This window comes from Mesorhizobium sp. B2-4-14 (assembly GCF_006442155.1).
In the GTDB taxonomy this organism is placed as follows: domain Bacteria; phylum Pseudomonadota; class Alphaproteobacteria; order Rhizobiales; family Rhizobiaceae; genus Mesorhizobium.
Genome location: NZ_VFVA01000030.1, coordinates 1 through 16,539 on the forward strand (window position 1 = coordinate 1; position 16,539 = coordinate 16,539).

Annotated in this window: 17 protein-coding genes and 1 pseudogene; 9 read left to right on the top strand and 9 right to left on the bottom strand. The window is 61.6% G+C overall.

Annotated elements, in window-relative coordinates:
• Positions 1-85: 85 nt before the first annotated feature.
• Positions 86-301: a helix-turn-helix transcriptional regulator gene (locus FJ938_RS22315; protein WP_140697488.1), complete on the bottom strand. Its 216-nt coding sequence runs from the start codon at positions 299-301 to the stop codon at positions 86-88.
• Positions 302-326: 25 nt separating this feature from the next.
• Between FJ938_RS22315 and FJ938_RS22320 the strand changes: the two genes are divergently transcribed.
• A complete protein-coding gene (locus FJ938_RS22320; RefSeq protein WP_140697491.1) occupies positions 327-860 on the top strand; it encodes a hypothetical protein in 534 nt (177 codons plus the stop codon).
• Positions 861-1,124: 264 nt separating this feature from the next.
• Here FJ938_RS22320 and FJ938_RS22325 read toward each other — a convergent pair whose 3' ends face one another.
• The 4 genes from FJ938_RS22325 to FJ938_RS22340 form a co-directional block, all read right to left on the bottom strand.
• On the bottom strand, positions 1,125-2,306 hold the full coding sequence (locus FJ938_RS22325; protein ID WP_140697494.1) for an AAA family ATPase: 1,182 nt from the start codon (positions 2,304-2,306) through the stop codon (positions 1,125-1,127).
• On the bottom strand, positions 2,303-3,097 hold the full coding sequence (locus FJ938_RS22330; RefSeq protein ID WP_140697497.1) for a hypothetical protein: 795 nt from the start codon (positions 3,095-3,097) through the stop codon (positions 2,303-2,305). Before FJ938_RS22330 ends, FJ938_RS22325 begins: the two co-directional genes overlap by 4 nt.
• A gap of 67 nt (positions 3,098-3,164) precedes the next feature.
• Positions 3,165-3,422, bottom strand: a complete 258-nt coding sequence (locus tag FJ938_RS22335; RefSeq protein ID WP_140697500.1) for a hypothetical protein — start codon at positions 3,420-3,422, stop codon at positions 3,165-3,167.
• A 563-nt stretch (positions 3,423-3,985) separates the two neighbouring features.
• Positions 3,986-5,278, bottom strand: coding sequence for a site-specific integrase (locus tag FJ938_RS22340; protein WP_140697503.1), 1,293 nt, complete (start codon positions 5,276-5,278; stop codon positions 3,986-3,988).
• 391 nt (positions 5,279-5,669) lie between these two features.
• Here FJ938_RS22340 and FJ938_RS22345 point away from each other — a divergent pair.
• Positions 5,670-6,231 (top strand): annotated as a pseudogene (locus tag FJ938_RS22345) (type 1 glutamine amidotransferase domain-containing protein); the annotation flags it as partial.
• A 157-nt stretch (positions 6,232-6,388) separates the two neighbouring features.
• Here FJ938_RS22345 and FJ938_RS22350 read toward each other — a convergent pair.
• Positions 6,389-6,589 carry a DUF2934 domain-containing protein gene (locus FJ938_RS22350; RefSeq protein WP_140610272.1) on the bottom strand — a complete coding sequence of 67 codons (201 nt, stop codon included), beginning with the start codon at positions 6,587-6,589 and terminating at the stop codon, positions 6,389-6,391.
• A 174-nt stretch (positions 6,590-6,763) separates the two neighbouring features.
• Complete coding sequence (locus FJ938_RS22355) at positions 6,764-7,567, bottom strand: SapC family protein (RefSeq protein WP_140610273.1); 804 nt, start codon at positions 7,565-7,567, stop codon at positions 6,764-6,766.
• Positions 7,568-7,885: 318 nt separating this feature from the next.
• On the opposite strand from FJ938_RS22355, the gene FJ938_RS22360 reads away from it, so the two are divergent.
• The 5 genes from FJ938_RS22360 to lpdA all read left to right on the top strand — a co-directional run bounded on the left by FJ938_RS22360 (position 7,886) and on the right by lpdA (position 13,799).
• The gene (locus FJ938_RS22360; RefSeq protein WP_140610274.1) at positions 7,886-8,143 is read left to right on the top strand and encodes a hypothetical protein; all 258 of its coding nucleotides are present in this window, start codon (positions 7,886-7,888) and stop codon (positions 8,141-8,143) included.
• Positions 8,144-8,460: 317 nt separating this feature from the next.
• Positions 8,461-9,693 (top strand): 3-methyl-2-oxobutanoate dehydrogenase (2-methylpropanoyl-transferring) subunit alpha, encoded by a 1,233-nt coding sequence (locus FJ938_RS22365; protein ID WP_140610275.1) that lies wholly within the window; start codon positions 8,461-8,463, stop codon positions 9,691-9,693.
• A 2-nt stretch (positions 9,694-9,695) separates the two neighbouring features.
• The gene (locus FJ938_RS22370; RefSeq protein WP_140697508.1) at positions 9,696-10,709 is read left to right on the top strand and encodes an alpha-ketoacid dehydrogenase subunit beta; all 1,014 of its coding nucleotides are present in this window, start codon (positions 9,696-9,698) and stop codon (positions 10,707-10,709) included.
• A 15-nt stretch (positions 10,710-10,724) separates the two neighbouring features.
• Complete coding sequence (locus FJ938_RS22375; protein WP_140697511.1) at positions 10,725-12,140, top strand: dihydrolipoamide acetyltransferase family protein; 1,416 nt, start codon at positions 10,725-10,727, stop codon at positions 12,138-12,140.
• Positions 12,141-12,404: 264 nt separating this feature from the next.
• Entirely contained in the window at positions 12,405-13,799 is a 1,395-nt protein-coding gene (lpdA, locus tag FJ938_RS22380; RefSeq protein WP_140697514.1) for a dihydrolipoyl dehydrogenase, read from the top strand.
• A gap of 148 nt (positions 13,800-13,947) precedes the next feature.
• Here the strand turns inward: lpdA and FJ938_RS22385 are convergent, their stop codons facing one another.
• Positions 13,948-15,051 carry a saccharopine dehydrogenase family protein gene (locus FJ938_RS22385; RefSeq protein ID WP_140697517.1) on the bottom strand — a complete coding sequence of 368 codons (1,104 nt, stop codon included), beginning with the start codon at positions 15,049-15,051 and terminating at the stop codon, positions 13,948-13,950.
• Between the two features lie 122 nt (positions 15,052-15,173).
• On the opposite strand from FJ938_RS22385, the gene FJ938_RS22390 reads away from it, so the two are divergent.
• Both FJ938_RS22390 and FJ938_RS29585 read left to right on the top strand, forming a co-directional pair.
• Positions 15,174-15,602, top strand: coding sequence for an Lrp/AsnC family transcriptional regulator (locus FJ938_RS22390; RefSeq protein ID WP_140697520.1), 429 nt, complete (start codon positions 15,174-15,176; stop codon positions 15,600-15,602).
• A 166-nt stretch (positions 15,603-15,768) separates the two neighbouring features.
• Positions 15,769-15,927: a hypothetical protein gene (locus tag FJ938_RS29585; RefSeq protein ID WP_181169161.1), complete on the top strand. Its 159-nt coding sequence runs from the start codon at positions 15,769-15,771 to the stop codon at positions 15,925-15,927.
• Positions 15,928-16,174: 247 nt separating this feature from the next.
• Here the strand turns inward: FJ938_RS29585 and FJ938_RS22395 are convergent, their stop codons facing one another.
• Positions 16,175-16,429 carry a DUF1344 domain-containing protein gene (locus FJ938_RS22395; RefSeq protein ID WP_140697523.1) on the bottom strand — a complete coding sequence of 85 codons (255 nt, stop codon included), beginning with the start codon at positions 16,427-16,429 and terminating at the stop codon, positions 16,175-16,177.
• Between the last annotated feature and the right edge of the window lie 110 nt (positions 16,430-16,539).

The following is a 16,539-nucleotide window of genomic DNA, read 5'->3' on the forward strand; positions in this document are numbered from 1 at the left end:
GCAGGGGGCGAAACTTATCTCGCCTTCAAATCTCGCCTTGGCCCTTTAATCCGCCAAAAATTCCAAAAAAAATTGCACAAAGTGTTCATTTTCCTGGTCGCTCGAAAAGTTGGGCTGGCTCGACGCAGAGTGCACTGGCCGCTTCGCCAATCGTTTTGATGGTTGGGTTCCGCTGCCCAGCTTCAAGCCTGCTTACGTACGCCTGATCGACGTTCATCCTCGCGGCAAATTCCTCTTGCGAGATGCCCGCATTCAGGCGGTGCTTTCGAATATTGAGGCCAACCAGCTTCTGTATCTCCATCTGAAATGATGGAGCGGCGTTCGACTTGATCGGCCATGTATCCTATTACATATTTTGTGTGGGCTGGTGCTGGCCGGTCATGGCTTTGGGGGATGACATGGGATTTTGGACAGAAGTCAATCAGGACGCTCTGACGGTGTCCCCGGACATGGCTGCGATCTCTCCTGCACAACGAGGCTTTCTGCGAAATTTCGAAATTGCCAATGGCGTGAGCTTATCGTTTGTTGCGATTCTCGTTGCCGTCATAATTGTCGGCATTCTGCTGGCTAGGGCGACCGCGCTTGTCGCCAGAAGCCCTGATGGCAGAACGTACGTGCAGGCCAATGCACTTGGGAGTTTGGTCGGTCTCGCATCAAGCGCATCGGTGCTTGTGATGGCGGTTGTCGGCTATGTGTTCACGCACTGGTACTGGCCTACTGGCTCACTGGTTGCCGCTTTTGCGCTGTCCGGCTTGTTGGTCAACGGGGCGACGGCAATTCCGTTGTACAGATTGCACAACATTCTGGGTCTGCTCGTGATCGGAGCGACCGTGTTTTCGATCTGGCATATCTGGCGATAGGCGATGAAAAGGAATTCCGCAGGGCGGCAATTTCATCCTATCGTAGCCCGTGGACATGGACACAACGCGGGGGTGACGTAAGGAACTTCCCCCGCGTGTCCGTCCGGTCCATCAAGAGGGAGCCGTGGGCAAGTATCCATGGCCAATGAGACGACATGCCCAATTCACGCCACTCCTTTTTGATGTCGGTTTACGAGACGCACCTGTGCGGCCTCGTGCGCCTGCGGCGAGGCATTGCGCCAATCCTCAAACAAACACGCTGCCTTAGTGGTCCCATGCCAATGTTGGCAGATAGTATGTGCTGCTTTCGCGTGTCGTTTTCTCGATCAACGCAGCCTCAATGAGAGTGGGTAGCCCACGCTCTGCCCGTTTTCGAAGCGTATTGGCTTTCGTCGGCTCCGCGTCCTCAGTTCTTGCACGTTCCGAATTTATCGCCACCCACGCTCGTTCGATCTGAGCCAGATTTGCTGCCTTCACCTTTTGGCCAAGGAAATTCTCAAGCGTGACAGATGAACTCTCACATGCTCTTTCAATCACGCTCAGCAGTTCCATCGAAAGTTCCGAAAGCGATGACTTGTCTTCGGGTGCAACGCCTTCGCGTACGACGTCTCCTGCCACTGGCCGCATTACCGCGCTAGCCGCGATGCTCACTAGTTCGAAGTCGAAGGTTTGGCGTTCTGTGGCGCTGTCGCGCATCTTGACCACGGTTATTCGGCGACGTGCATTTCTGCTTCGCTCAAGCGAGAAGATAACATCAGCACCGTTGGCCAAGGCGCTCGCGCCACGTACACCCTGTCTACGTGCGCCACGTCCCTTTCCCGGATGAGCGATTGCCAAAACCAAGCAGTCGAACCTTTCTGCATATCGCCTTAGCGCGCTAATAACGCCCTGCATCTCGCTGTTGCTGTTTTCATCACGCACATTGAAACAAGCAATGAGTGTATCAATGACGATAAGCCTTACCGGCAACCCGTGTGTCGCGCCGCGTTGAATCTGCTCGTTGGCCTTTTGCCAGATACCAAACACTTGTTCGGCAGCGTTCAGCCGCAACTGCGCAATACCAATGGGAAGAATGGGCAAGACCACGCCTTCGTCCACACCAGGACCGCTCGAGGCCTCGGCACGTAAGGCTTGCTCACACGCTTTAATCCTGTGCGGCAAACCTTCCGCACCTTCGCCTGCGATGTAAATGGTTGCACCGAGTTTCGCAGGTTTTGCGAACTCGTGGTGTTCGTTCCCTGCAACACGGGGTGGAATCGCTGCATGTCGCCCGGTTGCGAGGCACGTAGCCAGCAAGAGTGCCCAGAACGATTTGCCTACGCCGCTTCGTCCGAACAGCAGTGCCACGCCTTTGCGAGGTAGGTAGTCGCTGAAAAGACAATCGGCATCGCCGGCCTCTGCTTTGGCCTCGCGGTCTATCACGCGAATATATTGGTCCAGGCTCATGACAACGCCTTCAAACCGGCCAAGCGGCTCGCGAGCAAGTTCTGGAAGCCGCGCACGCTACACACGTCCTGTTCTGACGCGCTTGCTTTGTCCGTTGATGGTGTCGCGCATTGTACGCCAGCGTGCGCCGCCATCGCCGCATGCCATAGTTCTTGGGCAATACCGTATTCCTCGTGCGCGGATGCACCAGCCAACGCCACGGCAAAATCAAATGCGGTGAGCGCGTCGAGCCACGGGAACAGGCGCGCTAGTAGATCGGGAAACTGCTTTGGTGACTTGTCTCGGTCGGAGGAAATAGACCACTGCCAATTGCCCAAATCAACATCGATGTAGACGGGTTGACGGCTTTCAGTCGTCGGCGGAAATATTCTGCCGTGAAACCTACCGTGTGAGCCAATCTCGTTGTCGTCTCGTCTTCTGCTTGCTGCCGTCGCAACGCCCACACTTTCCTGATTCGCCCCGTACGTGTCAGCGAGAGTAAAGCTTGGCGGAACTGGCATTCCGAGTGGGGCTATCTGCCGAAAAATGCGGATGTCATTCCATACGGACGTTGGTTCACGCATTCGGTAGCCGGACCGGCTCTGCGTACCCTCCATTAGGTCACACATAATCTCGTAGTCTTCATATGAGATGCGACGCCAACGAGGCATGTCTGTTCGGTCGTCACGTTCCTCGTACACGGTCGCGGCAACACGGTGGTCGAAGCTGTATGGATTGAACGGCTGTCGGGCATCATCAATCTTTGAAGGCGCGGGGGAGCATTTGCCGGATGTAGCTTTTCTGTTGGCCATGACTTTTCCGATCGTAGAAGCGTGGGCTTGGGAGTTGGCATCCGACTAGACGGACCGCCGCCGAGCCTCAGCTTTCCGTGAACGCGCTCGCCGGAATACCCGACGCCCGGAACGGCTCTGACAGCCGCGCTTGGGCCCAGGCATCAAGGTCTGATTGCGAATAGATCGGAACCCGCCCGGCCTTACGGAAGACGGGACCGCCGCCGACACTCGCCAATTTGGCCAGCCAAGCCTTGCTGCACGGGAAACCGTAGGTGGCCATGATGTAGGCAGCCGCAGCATCACGGCGAAAGCGGCGCTGCTGAGTGTCAGAGACGATGGTCATTTTGCTTTCCTTCGATATAGCCAGAAGATTCTGGGAAGCGATGAAAAGCAGTCATGATCGATAGCGTCGGCGATGTCGCCGAATATTAAGAGGTGTAAAATCAGAGGGTTTTAGAATGCTGTCTTTCTTGGGTCATATGTAGCGAGAAGAGGAACGGAACTTTTGCACGTATTTTGCGCATAATTCTGATGACGTTATGCTCGTCGCAAACCATCTTACCTGACGGAAACGCGGTACACGCAACCTTCGAGCGGACTAGATTTCGCAAAGATATGTGCGGCTGCGCCGGTGCTTCGCGTATTATCTCTAGTATTATTCTCTTGTCGTATTCGTGTACTCGTGAAATGCGTGTTCCGCGCACGGTCGCCACAACAACCCGTGGCTTTGGGGGTCGGCCGCGATTTCGCTTTGTAAGGTATGACCACGCAGATACCACGACCGGCTTCTTGCGCCCTCGTCCACCTTTAGCGGCCCATTGCGCCTGTCGCTCAATCGCGCTTCGTCTTTGCGCTAGCGACAATGAGAAGCCCGGAATGGCAAACAGCGCGCTCATGGTTTCTGTCCTAAACCGCCTTCGCATTTTCTATGGGTACTATTTCTGCGCTTTGTCGGCCTTCCATTGCTGCGGTGATTTGGGACGAGACTTGTTCGGCTGCGCGCGTGGCACGGTCGTCAACGACATGCGCATAAGTCGATAGCGTCGTACGCGGGCCTTTGTGTCCCATGATCGCTGACACGGAGGCCACGTCCTGTCCTGCAGAAAGTGCCAGCGTGGCGACCGCGTGACGCGCGTGGTATCGAACGCGATCCGGTAGGTTCGCAACCCTGCGAGCTTCGTTCCACAGCTTCTTTGAGCCTGTAAAGTAGCCGTCGCCGCGTGTGGCGGGGAAGACGTACTCACTGCCTTCGACGCGTTCTATCCTGCCCAAGATGGCCATCGCTGCCGTCGATAGCGGCCTAATCGAGTATCCGGTCTTGCTGTCTGTCAGGCGAAGGCATCGCGCATACAAATCGACCTGTGTCCATTTAAGCGCTTCAATCTCATTCGGTCGTGCGCCGGTTATGAGAATGAGGCGCAGGATCGCAATACCACTCGCATTTGCACCGTCTGCCTCAAGCTGCACCAGCGCTTTTCCTATCGCCGCCATGTGTTCTGAGCGCAGGTAATCGTTACGCTTGCCTGCCTTCGGCTTCCGTGCCGTGGCCACTGGGTTTGTCTGCACAATCCGCTTTTCAATCGCGTAGCCATAAACAATCGACAGGTCGCTCGCGACTTTACGTGCTGCTCCGTCGCCGCCGCTCACGATTATTCGGCCTCGCTTGTTTTTCGATTTCTCCTGCCGCTTCGTCTCTCCGCTGGTCACACGCCGGATCATGTCGTTTATGTCGTCCACCGACACGTCGCTCACGCGCTTGTTGCCGATCAACGGCACGACATGGTGACGCAGCCGCGCAAGTGTGTACACGCGCGTCCGCTCGGCCATGGGCTTACCCGTCTTGCGCCCAGCCGGATTTGCCTTTTCCCAAAGATCGATGAGTTGATGGACTTTAATTTCCCGGCGCTTCGTTTCGCGTTCCAAGAGCGGATCATCGCCCTTACGAACGGATGCCAACTTGCTTTGAGCCATCGTCCGCGCTTCGTCAGGCGTCAACTCGGTCGTTCGCCCAAGCGCCATGCGCTTCTTAGACACGCCTCGCCCACCTTCGCCAGGACGGTACTCTACGATGTACGCCGCAACACCAGATGGCATAACGCGTATGCCGAAGCCCTTCACGTCCGCATCGTACACGACGAATGCCTTCTCGGTCGGCTTGATCGCATCCACGTAGCGACGTGTAATCTTTGCTGTTGCCATTGCTTCTCTCCTAGTTTCGGTGGCGACACACGTACCAAGTCGCCACTATGTCGCCACGCGCCAGAAAGGTGCAGCAATCGACACCAACCAAGATATATCATAAGCGATTGAAATTACACAACATGTATGTGAGCAGTATTCGGCAGAAACCAAAGGAAATTGCTTACACCAACCTTGCCAAGGTTGGGGTCGAGCGTTCGAATCGCTTCACCCGCTCCAGTTTCCTCCAGGGAATCAAGCAACGAAAAGCCGCGGTTCGCCGCGGCTTTTTCGCTTTCTGGGCGGTGCTTCAGGGTGATCCCAGCTCTGTCGGTCACATAAAATTACAGCTCGGAACGCTCGCGGCTCCGGCTCGTTAGGCCTGCATCCCGTCCAATCCATGGAGACAATGATGCAGAATATTTCCGGCAAGCGCGTCGCTGTCCTTGCGACCAATGGTTTCGAACAGTCCGAATTGGAAGTGCCGCTGAAGAAGCTGCGCGAAGCGGGCGCGGAGGTCGATGTCGTGTGGCTCGAAAGCGGCAACATCAAAGGTTGGGACCACAAGGGACTGGGGCCGCGAGGTTCCCGTGGACAAGACCCTCGATCAGGCGCGCGCGGATGACTACGACGCGATCGTCCTGCCCGGCGGCGTGATCAATCCCGACCTCCTGCGGGTCGAAACGAAGGCGCTGGAGTTCATCAAGGCGTTCTGGGCGGCCAAGAAGGTCGTCGGCGCCATCTGCCACGCGCCTTGGCTGCTGGCGGAAACCGGTATCGCCAGGGGACGCCGGCTTACGTCCTATAAATCCATCAAGACCGACGTGATCAATGCGGGCGGCCTTTGGGAAGACACTGAAGTCGTCGCCGATCAGGGCCTTGTCACAAGTCGCAACTCCGGCGATCTCGACGCTTTCTGCGACAAGCTCGCCGAGGAGATCAGAGAGGGCCTGCACGAGGACAGAGCCGCGGCATCGATCGATGCACCTCGCCCACAATGTGTCCTCGGCAACGACATACGACAGCACTCAAGCTCGTCGCGCGAATTGGTTTGGGCCCGGCGCGCTTAACGCGGTGGCTTGAGGTTGGCGGAGGCGCCATGCTCCGAGTTGCAAGGCCACAGGCCGGACTTCAGTGCTTGGGGTCCGTAGTGTGATTGGCGGCGTCCGCACCGGCCTGTTTTCGCCCTGCGGTCAACTTGCCTGATTCGAACTCTTCAACTGCCTTGTCCCAACAAGCTTTCTCACGATCGGGCATCAGTCCTTCGCGTTCCCAGAGCTCGCGGGCCCGCTTCGCGATATGCGCTATGCGTTCTTCCTGGCTGATCACCATAGCTGCATTCCTTCCGGATTTTAAAAGGAGGCAACAGGACAGTGCTGAAAATGTTCCACCACGGGTCGACTGGAAATGCCCGAGCCAGGCAATTCCAGGAAAGTTTGAAGCGGTTTCCGTTCGCAATGGCGTCGAAACAAAGAGTTAGGATCGCGATTCAGTCTCGCAGGCCCCTCAGCCGCCCTTTCCGCCGTCCGCCTTGCGCAGCGACGCCTGGTGGACCAGCGATGTCCAGCTGTTGGTCGAGGCAAGGTGGCAATAGACCAGGACGAGCGCGCCTGATTTTCTCAGGTCGAGAAAGGCCTGGTCGCTCAATTTGTTGAAGGCCTCCTCGTCGATCACCTGGAAATCGGTGAGGTTGAGCACTTCACCGCCTTCCAGCGTCACCTTGCTCTGGCGCGGCGAAAACAGCCCGTGCGCGTCGATCTTCTCGACCATCTCGCGGGTGGCTCTGAAGTCGATCTGGAACTGATTGCAGAAGGCGAGCGCCTGCTTGGTTGCCTCGGCCGGCTCGGCGCCGTTGAAGAATGGCGCGATCTTGTCTTCGCGCGGTGGCGCGACGGACTGGTCGACGACACGCTCGCTTGCCCGGTCGACGCACAGCGTCAGCCGGCCTGATGCGGTCGGGTCCTCGGCAAGGATGAAAGGATAGCGGCGCACATAGGCGGGGATATAGTGCGGTGCCGTCCACCGGCCGTCGGCGTCGACGAACAGGTTCTCGCCCTGGCGCACGCCGGTGATGATCACCGGCGCCTTGCCGGTGCCGATGAAGACGATCGGATAGGAGCGCATCGCCGCCGGCATTTCCGACGCCACCACCGGAATGGCATGCGCCGAGCGCGCGAAGGAAAAGTCGCTGCGCGCGGTGAGGCCGAGAAAACCGTGCCGCGCCGGGTTGAGCGCCTCGGGCCTCGAATAAAACAGCGGCATTGAAGCATCCGCCGGCGCCGCTGCCGTTCTCGCACCGCTGTCAGCCATCGTTCGGCCCCTCTTCTGCCGCGACCCGGTTGCGCCGGCCCGCTTTATACGCGATCCCGCCGGGATCTGTTTTTCTGCGCCGATCTTCGGTCGGCAAGAGATCGTGCGCAGGATTAAAGTAAAGGCTCTACCGCGTTCCTCGCCACGACAAAAGCAGGCATGGCCGGATGATGCGGATTTACGCCGGGTTTGCACCGCGTTGTGCGGCAAAGCCCGCCTTGCGGCTATGGACAGCTTGCGGCGAAGCGGCGACATTGCCGCCATTCCGGGAACCAGGGGACTGGGCGTTGAACGCTCCAGGCAGTCGAGGCGCATGGCATGACGAAATCGGATTTCGAACAAGCGGTCGGCACGGCCTTCACCACCACGATTGCCCTGGAATTGACCGATGTCCGCGCCATCCCTGCCAGCCCGCGCCCCGGCGGCGGATTCTCGCTGCTGTTTCGGCGGCCGCGCGACGTGGCGCTGCCGCAGGCGACCTATAGTCTTGCCGGCAAGGGCGGTGCCCATGACATCTTCATCGTGCCGGTCGCGGCCGACGCGGCGGGGCGGCTTTACGAGGCGGTTTTCAACTAGTCTTGTAGTCTTGCGAGGCTGGTGCCGGTCCCCCACCGAACCTGCGGTCCGAACTCGCCACAAAGGGGAGGTCGGAGCCAGGCCCTCCAGAATACCTCCTCTTGCGGCAACCCACCCGCAACCATTCGCCAAATTGCGCGCCGCCGCGCAACATCGACAAGAAATTTCGCCGACATATCTTCATCTTGGTGCGCGGGAGGCTCGATCGGCCGGCATGGCCGGCCCGATGCGCGAAAGGCTTGCCCGGCGAATTCGCACTGGTCTGGCCGCGCGGATGTGCAAATATCGGCGCCAGGCAACATTGGAGGACAAAGGTCATGGCCGATGCTGGAATGTTGCGGTTTCACGTTCCGGAGCCGGAAGTGCGGCCGGGCGGCATGCCTGACTTTTCCAATGTGCCCATCCCCAAGGCCGGCTCGGTGCCGCGCCCGGAAATCGATGTCGATCCGCGCACCATCCGCGACATGGCCTTCTCGATCATCCGGGTGTTGAACCGCAACGGCGAAGCCGTCGGGCCATGGGCCGGGCTGCTCACCGACGAAGAACTGCTGACCGGTCTGCGCCACATGATGACGCTGAGGACCTTCGATGCCCGCATGCAGATGGCGCAGCGCCAGGGCAAGACCTCCTTTTACATGCAGCATCTCGGTGAAGAGGCGGTGAGCTGCGCATTCCGCAAGGCGCTGGCGCCGGGCGACATGAATTTTCCGACCTATCGGCAGGCCGGCCTGCTCATCGCCGACGGCTATCCGATGGTCACCATGATGAACCAGATCTATTCCAACGAGGCCGATCCGCTGAAGGGGCGGCAGCTGCCGATCATGTATTCTTCGAAGGAACACGGTTTCTTCTCAGTCTCGGGCAATCTGGCAACGCAGTACATCCAGGCGGTCGGCTGGGCGATGGCCTCGGCCATATCGAACGATTCCAGGATCGCCGCCGCCTGGATCGGCGACGGCTCGACGGCGGAATCGGATTTCCATTCGGCCCTGGTCTTCGCCTCCACCTACAAGGCGCCTGTGATTCTGAACGTCGTCAACAACCAATGGGCGATCTCGACCTTCCAGGGCATTGCGCGTGGCGGCTCCGGCACTTTCGCCGCGCGCGGCCTCGGTTTCGGCATCCCGTCGCTGCGCGTCGACGGCAACGACTATCTCGCCGTGCATGCGGTGGCCAAATGGGCGGCCGAGCGCGCGCGCAGCAATCTCGGGCCGACGCTGGTCGAATATGTCACCTACCGCGCCGGCGCGCATTCCAGTTCGGACGATCCGTCCGCCTACCGGCCAAAGACCGAATCCGACGCCTGGCCGCTCGGCGACCCTATCGTGCGGCTGAAGAACCATCTCATCCAGCTTGGTGTCTGGTCGGATGAGCGGCATGCGCAGGCGGAGGCCGAAATCCTCGACACGGTGATCGCGGCGCAGAAGGAAGCCGAAAGCCATGGCACGCTGCATGCCGGCGGCAAGCCATCGACGCGCGACATGTTCGAAGGCCTCTATGCCGAGATGCCGCCGCATCTCAGGCGCCAGCGCCAGCAGGCGGGAGTCTGAGCATGCCGAGACGGACCATGATCGAGGCGATCCGCGACGCCATGGATGTGTCGATGGGACGCGATGAGCGCGTCGTCGTGTTCGGCGAGGATGTCGGCTTCTTCGGCGGCGTCTTCCGCTGCACGCAGGGCCTGCAGGCCAAATACGGCAAGAGCCGCTGTTTCGACGCGCCGATCAACGAATCCGGCATCGTCGGCTCGGCCATCGGCATGGCCGCCTACGGGTTGAAACCTTGCGTGGAAATTCAGTTTGCCGACTACATGTATCCGGCCTACGACCAGCTGACGCAGGAAGCAGCGCGGCTGCGCTACCGCTCCAACGGCGATTTCACCTGCCCGATCGTGGTGCGCATGCCGACCGGTGGCGGCATCTTCGGCGGCCAGACGCACAGCCAAAGTCCGGAAGCGCTGTTCACCCACGTCTCGGGCCTGAAGACGGTGGTGCCGTCCAACCCGCATGACGCCAAGGGGCTGCTGATCGCGGCGATCGAGGATCCCGATCCGGTGATCTTCCTGGAGCCGAAACGGCTCTACAACGGTCCGTTCGACGGCCATCACGACCGGCCGGTGACGCCCTGGGCGAAGCATGAGCTCGGCGAGGTCGCCGACGGTCACTACACCGTGCCGCTCGGCAAGGCCGCGATCCGCCGGGCGGGCTCCGCCGTCACCGTGCTCGCCTACGGCACCATGGTCTATGTCGCACAGGCCGCTGCCGAGGAGACCGGCATCAATGCCGAGATCATCGATCTCAGGACCCTGCTGCCGCTCGACCTCGATACGGTCGTCGCATCGGTCAAGAAGACCGGGCGCTGCGTCGTCGTACATGAGGCGACGCTGACCTCCGGCTTTGGCGCGGAGCTTTCGGCACTGGTTCAGGAAAACTGTTTCTACCATCTCGAGGCGCCGGTGGCGCGTGTCGCCGGCTGGGACACGCCCTATCCGCATGCGCAGGAATGGGACTATTTTCCGGGACCGGCCCGCGTCGGCCGTGCCCTCCTAGAAACAATGGAAGCGTAGAGCGGGAGGCCTGAGATGGGCGAACACATCATCAAGCTGCCCGATGTCGGCGAGGGCGTGGCCGAGGCCGAATTGGTCGAATGGCATGTCAAGGTTGGCGACATCGTACGCGAGGACACAATGCTCGCCGCCGTCATGACCGACAAGGCGACGGTCGAGATTCCGTCGCCCGTCGATGGCGAAATCCTGTGGCTGGGCGCCGAGATCGGCGACACGGTGGCCATCGGCTCGCCCATCGTGCGGCTGAAGGTGGCGGGCGAGGGGAATGTGAAGGCGGAAGGCGCGAAATCGCCGGAGGTCACGGCGACACCTACCCCCACCCCTAACCGTGCCGGGACGAGCCACGCGTCTCGCCCGTCCTCCGGACCCCCACAAGGGGGAGGGGAACGCGCCTCGGCTCCCAAGGTCGAAGCAAAGCGCGCGCCACCGTCATCCACGAATCCAAGAAACGATAACGTTGGAGCGGCTGTGACCGAATCCCCCTCCCCCTTGTGGGGAGGGGTTAGGGATGGGGGTACTGCGACGGTGGGCGCCCCACGCCCTGAAGGCGAAAAGCCGTTGGCATCGCCGGCCGTTCGCCTGCGGGCGAAGGAGGCCGGCATCGATCTCAGGCAGGTCGCGGGAAGCGGCCCGGCCGGACGCATCGGCCATGAGGACATCGAGGCGTTCCTGGCGCGCGGGCCGCAAATGGCCAAGGCATCGGGCCTTGCCCGCAACGATGCTGTCGAGGACATCAAGGTGGTCGGTCTGCGGCGCAAGATCGCCGAGAAGATGACGCTGTCCAAATCGCGCATCCCGCACATCACCTATGTCGAGGAGATCGACGTCACCGCGCTGGAAGAGCTGCGCACCGCGCTCAACAAGGAGAAGCGCCCTGCCAAGGCGGGCGCGGAAAGGCCCAAGCTGACGCTGCTCCCCTTCCTGATGCGGGCGATGGTCAAGGCGATAGCGGATCAGCCCCAGCTCAATTCGCTGTTCGACGACGAGGCCGGTATCATCCATCAGCATGGCGGCATCCATATCGGCATCGCCGCGCAGACGCCGTCCGGACTGGTGGTGCCGGTGGTCAAGCATGCCGAGGCGCGCGACATCTGGGAATGCGGCGCCGAGGTCGCCAGGCTGGCCGAGGCGGCGAAGTCCGGCACGGCGACACGCGACGAGCTGTCCGGCTCGACCATAACCATCACCTCGCTCGGCGCCATGGGCGGTGTCGCGACGACGCCCGTCATCAACCATCCCGAGGTGGCGATCATCGGCGTCAACAAGATGATGGTGCGGCCGGTGTGGGACGGCACCCAGTTCATCCCGCGCAAGATGATGAACCTGTCGTCAAGCTTCGACCATCGCGTCATCGACGGCTGGGACGCGGCCGTCTTCATCCAGCGCATCAAGACGCTGCTGGAAACGCCGGCGCTGATCTTCGTGGATTAGGTTTATGAATACGGACGCTGCCCCCTTACCTTCGTCATCCTCGGGCTTGACCCGAGGATCCATGCCGCGACCTGGGCCGGGGCGCGCAGCAGAACAGAATTCCGGACCGTTGCAACGCCTTAACGTGACGGCATGGATCCCGGGGTCTACGCGCGTCGCTACGCTCCTTGCTCCGCCCCAGGATGACGAAGGTACGAACGCCTCCGCCAATCTCCAACATGAGCGATGCGGTCCCGAGGCACCGCGACCAAGCGAGGTGCCAACATGAAAGAAATCTCCTGCAAGCTGCTCGTCATCGGCGCCGGTCCCGGCGGCTATGTCTGCGCCATCCGCGCCGGGCAGCTCGGCGTCGATACGGTCATCGTCGAGACGGGCAAGCCGGGTGGCACCTGCCTCAATGTTGGCTGTATTCCTTCCAAGGCGCTGATCCATGCGGCGGAAGAATTCGAGAAGGTGGCGCACATGGCCGGCGGCGACAGCCCGCTCGGTATTTCGGTTGCGGCACCGGCGCTTGACCTGGCCCGAACCGTTGCCTGGAAGGACGGTATCGTCAGCCGGCTCAACAGCGGCGTTGCCGGCCTGCTGAAGAAGGCCGGGGTCAAGACCGTGCATGGCTGGGCGACGTTCCGCGACGGCAAGACCGTCGAGGTGGAGACCGAGACGGGCATGCAGGTGATCCGGGCCGAGATGATAGTGATTGCCACCGGCTCGGCGCCGGTCGAATTGCCGTTCCTGCCGTTCGGCGGACCCGTCATTTCGTCGACGGACGCGTTGGCGCTGGGCGAGGTGCCCAAGAGGCTCGTGGTCGTCGGTGGCGGCTATATCGGCCTGGAGCTCGGCATGGCCTTCGCCAAGATGGGCGCCAGGGTGACCGTGGTCGAGGCTCTGCCGCGCGTGCTGGCGCAGTACGACGCCGAACTGACCCGGCCGGTGGTCAAGCGGCTTTCCGCGCTTGGCATCGAGGTGATGACCGGCGCCAAGGCCAAGGGCCTGTCAACGAAGGGCGACGCCCTGCTGGTCGAGACATCGGACGGCAAGAATGCCAAGATCGCTGCGGACAAGATCCTCGTGACGGTGGGGCGCAAGCCGGTGACCGAAGGCTGGGGGCTCGAGCAGATCGACCTCGACAAAGCGGGCAGGTTCATCCGCATCGACGACCAGTGCCGCACCTCGATGCGCGGCATCTTCGCCATCGGCGACGTCACCGGCGAGCCGATGCTGGCGCACCGGGCGATGGCGCAAGGCGAAATGGTCGCCGAGATCGTCGCCGGCCACAAGCGCGGCTGGGACAAGCGTTCCATTCCCGCCGTCTGCTTCACCGATCCGGAGCTGGTGACGGCCGGGCTGTCGCCTGAAGAGGCCAAGACCCGAGGCGAGATCAAGATCGGTGTGTTCCCGTTTGCCGCAAACGGACGGGCGATGACCAGGCTCGGCGAAGATGGCTTCGTCCGCGTCGTCGCCCGCGCCGACAACCATCTGGTGCTCGGCATTCAGGCGGTCGGGCAGGGCGTCTCGGAACTGTCGACGGCCTTTGGGCTGGCGCTGGAGATGGGCGCGCGGCTCGAGGATATCGCCGGAACGATCCATTCCCACCCGACGCAAGGCGAGGGCTTCCAGGAAGCCGCGCTGAAGGCGCTGGGACACGCGCTGCATATTTGAGAGTTCACCCTCCCCCTTGTGGGGAGGGTCGATCCGTGAAGCGGAGCGGGGTGGGGGGTCTCGTAGGGCGCACCCCCACCTCGTCTCGCAATCTCCGCTTCGCTCCGACCGCGAGCCGACCCTCCCCACAAGGGGGAGGGTGGGAGCCTCAGCTCGCCAGCCGGCTCACCATTTCGTGCTGGGCGTAGGCGCGGCCGAAGCGGTTGGCGAGGAAGGCGTCAAGCGCGATCTCTTCCTGCTTGACGAAGCCGGTCGCCGGCAGGCTGCCGTCGGCCAGCATGTCGAGCACCGCGCAGATGCCGGACGCCGTGGTGATCTGGATGGCGCTGCGCACCGTTTGGCCGACGCGCCTGGAATAGATCTTGTTGGCGTAGGTCTCCTGCAGCAGGCGGCCGTTCTTGCGGCCGGAGACGGTGACGAAGACGATGACCACGTCCTGCAGCGTTGCCGGCAGGGCGCTCTCGAAAATGTCCTTCAGCACGTCGCGGCGGTGACGGAGCCCAAGGTCGTTGAGCAGCGCCTTCATGATCGCGGCGTGCCCGGGATAGCGGATGGTGCGGTAGTTCAGCGTGCGCACCTTGCCTTTCAGCGTCTCGGCCAGGGTGCCGAGCCCGCCGGAGGTGTTGAATGCCTCGTAGGTGACGCCGTCGAGCGAGAACTCCTCGCGCTCTTCCAGCGGCGGCACCTCGACCAGCTCGCCCTCGACGATCGCCTCGCAGGGCTCGCAATATTCGTTGATGACGCCGTCGGTGCTCCAGGTCAGATTGTAGTTCAGCGCGTTGGACGGGTATTGCGGCAAGGCGCCGACGCGCATGCGCACGCTTTCCAGCGTATCGAAGCGGCTGGCGAGATCGTTGGCGACGATCGAGATGAAGCCCGGCGCCAGCCCGCATTGCGGGATGAAGGCGCTCTTGGCGGAACGGGCAAGCTCCTTGACCCGCCTGGTCGAGACGACATCCTCGGTGAGATCGAGATAGTGCACGCCGGCACTGGCCGCCGCCTCGGCGATGCGCGTGGTAAGGTGGAAGGGGGCGGCGCTCAACACCGCAAATTTGCCGGCGAGCGCCGCCTCCAGCGCGCCGGGTGCCACGATATCGAGTTCGAGCGTCTCGACGCCCTCAGGCACTTCGGCCGAGGCGAGCTGCGCCGCCGTGCGGTCGACGAGGGTGACGTGGTAGTCGCCCGTTGCGGCGAGCATCTCGGCGATAGTCGAGCCGATCTTGCCGGCGCCGACGATAACGATGTTGTTCATGATCAAATACCCCTGCCAATCTGCGTTTGCCGGAATCATCGCAGCTTGCCTGTCGAAAGGCAGCGTGGAATCTAGCAGAGTGAAACCTATCTTTAGCCGATCTGCCGAAGGAATTCGTTGAAATGCTCAGTGAAGCCGAACAGGCCCTGCTCTCCTTGCTGCGCGCCAACGCACGCGCCTCGACGGCCGAACTGGCGCGGCGGCTCGGCGTGTCGCGCACGACGGTGCAGAGCCGGATCGAGCGGCTGGAACAGCGCGGCATCATTACCGGCTATACCGTCCGGCTGTCGCCGGACTATGAGCAGGGGCTTGTCCGGGCGCATGTGCTGCTCACCGTCACGGCAAAGCTCGCCGACAAGGTGGTGCGGGCTCTGCAGGCGCTGCCGCCGGTCAGGACGCTGCACTCGGTGAGCGGCAATTTCGACATGATCGTCATCGTCGACGCGCCGTCGATCCGCGACCTCGACGCGCTGCTCGACCAGATCGGCGCCATGGACGGGGTCGAGCGGACCTCGTCGTCGATCATCCTGTCGACGCGGATCGATCGCTGAACGGCGCGGCCGAGGCTATGCGGTCCCCGGGCCGGTCGTGAACGGTTCCACCCTCTTACCGATTTGTAAGAACCCGGCAAAACACCGGTATGATTGACGCGGCAGTGTCGCACTTGAACCGCTGCGGCTGAAATTGTTCCAAGCAAGGCCTGTCGTGTTCCGAGAGGTGGCTTTGACCGTACCGCGCAGTGCTCCCGTCTGGCCGAGCCGATGGATCTGGATCACGACCAGCGTCGTCCTGCTGGCCATCGCCCTGGTGCTGATCGTCATGTCCGGAAAAGGCTCGGTGCCCGACTACGGTTTCCATCCTCTCTGGTTCTGGTAGTCGGCGGATGCCGAGACCGGTGCTGCCACATGGCCCGCCGGCCCTGGTTCGCCTTGCGTATCGGAAAACACCCGGCTCGATCGCTTGATCACCGCGTTACCCCTAGCCCGGATGTATCAGGGCTAGAAAGCCGGCCCCACCGGCAGCAGCCAAGATCGCCGCCGGCGGGATTTCCGGCCCGGAGCGGTTCATGGTCTCACGGAAAGACGCTACGCATCTTTCCCGGAATTGCTCCGGGTCAGGGCACCTATTTAGCCGGCTGGATGCTCGACGCCGCCAGCTTGCCGGCCTTGGTCGAATAGGTCACCACCACCTTCTCGCCGACCTTCAGCGTCTCGGCTTCGATGCCTTCCGGCAGGACGAAGGTCTTACCGTCGGAAAGCGTGATCGAGTCGCCCTTCTTGTCGACACTGGCGATTGTGCCGGTGGCCGCCTTGGCGAAAGCGCCGGTTGAGGACAAGGCGGCGAGTACCATTGCGGCTACGATAGCTGATTTTTTCATGTTGTTTTCCCGTTGGCTTGGTTGCGGAGCCGCCGGCTGTCGGCCGTTGAGCGGCTCCCGTATCCGGGCCGTTTGGTCGCCGGATTCGTCTCTCCTGACGAGAGACGGAT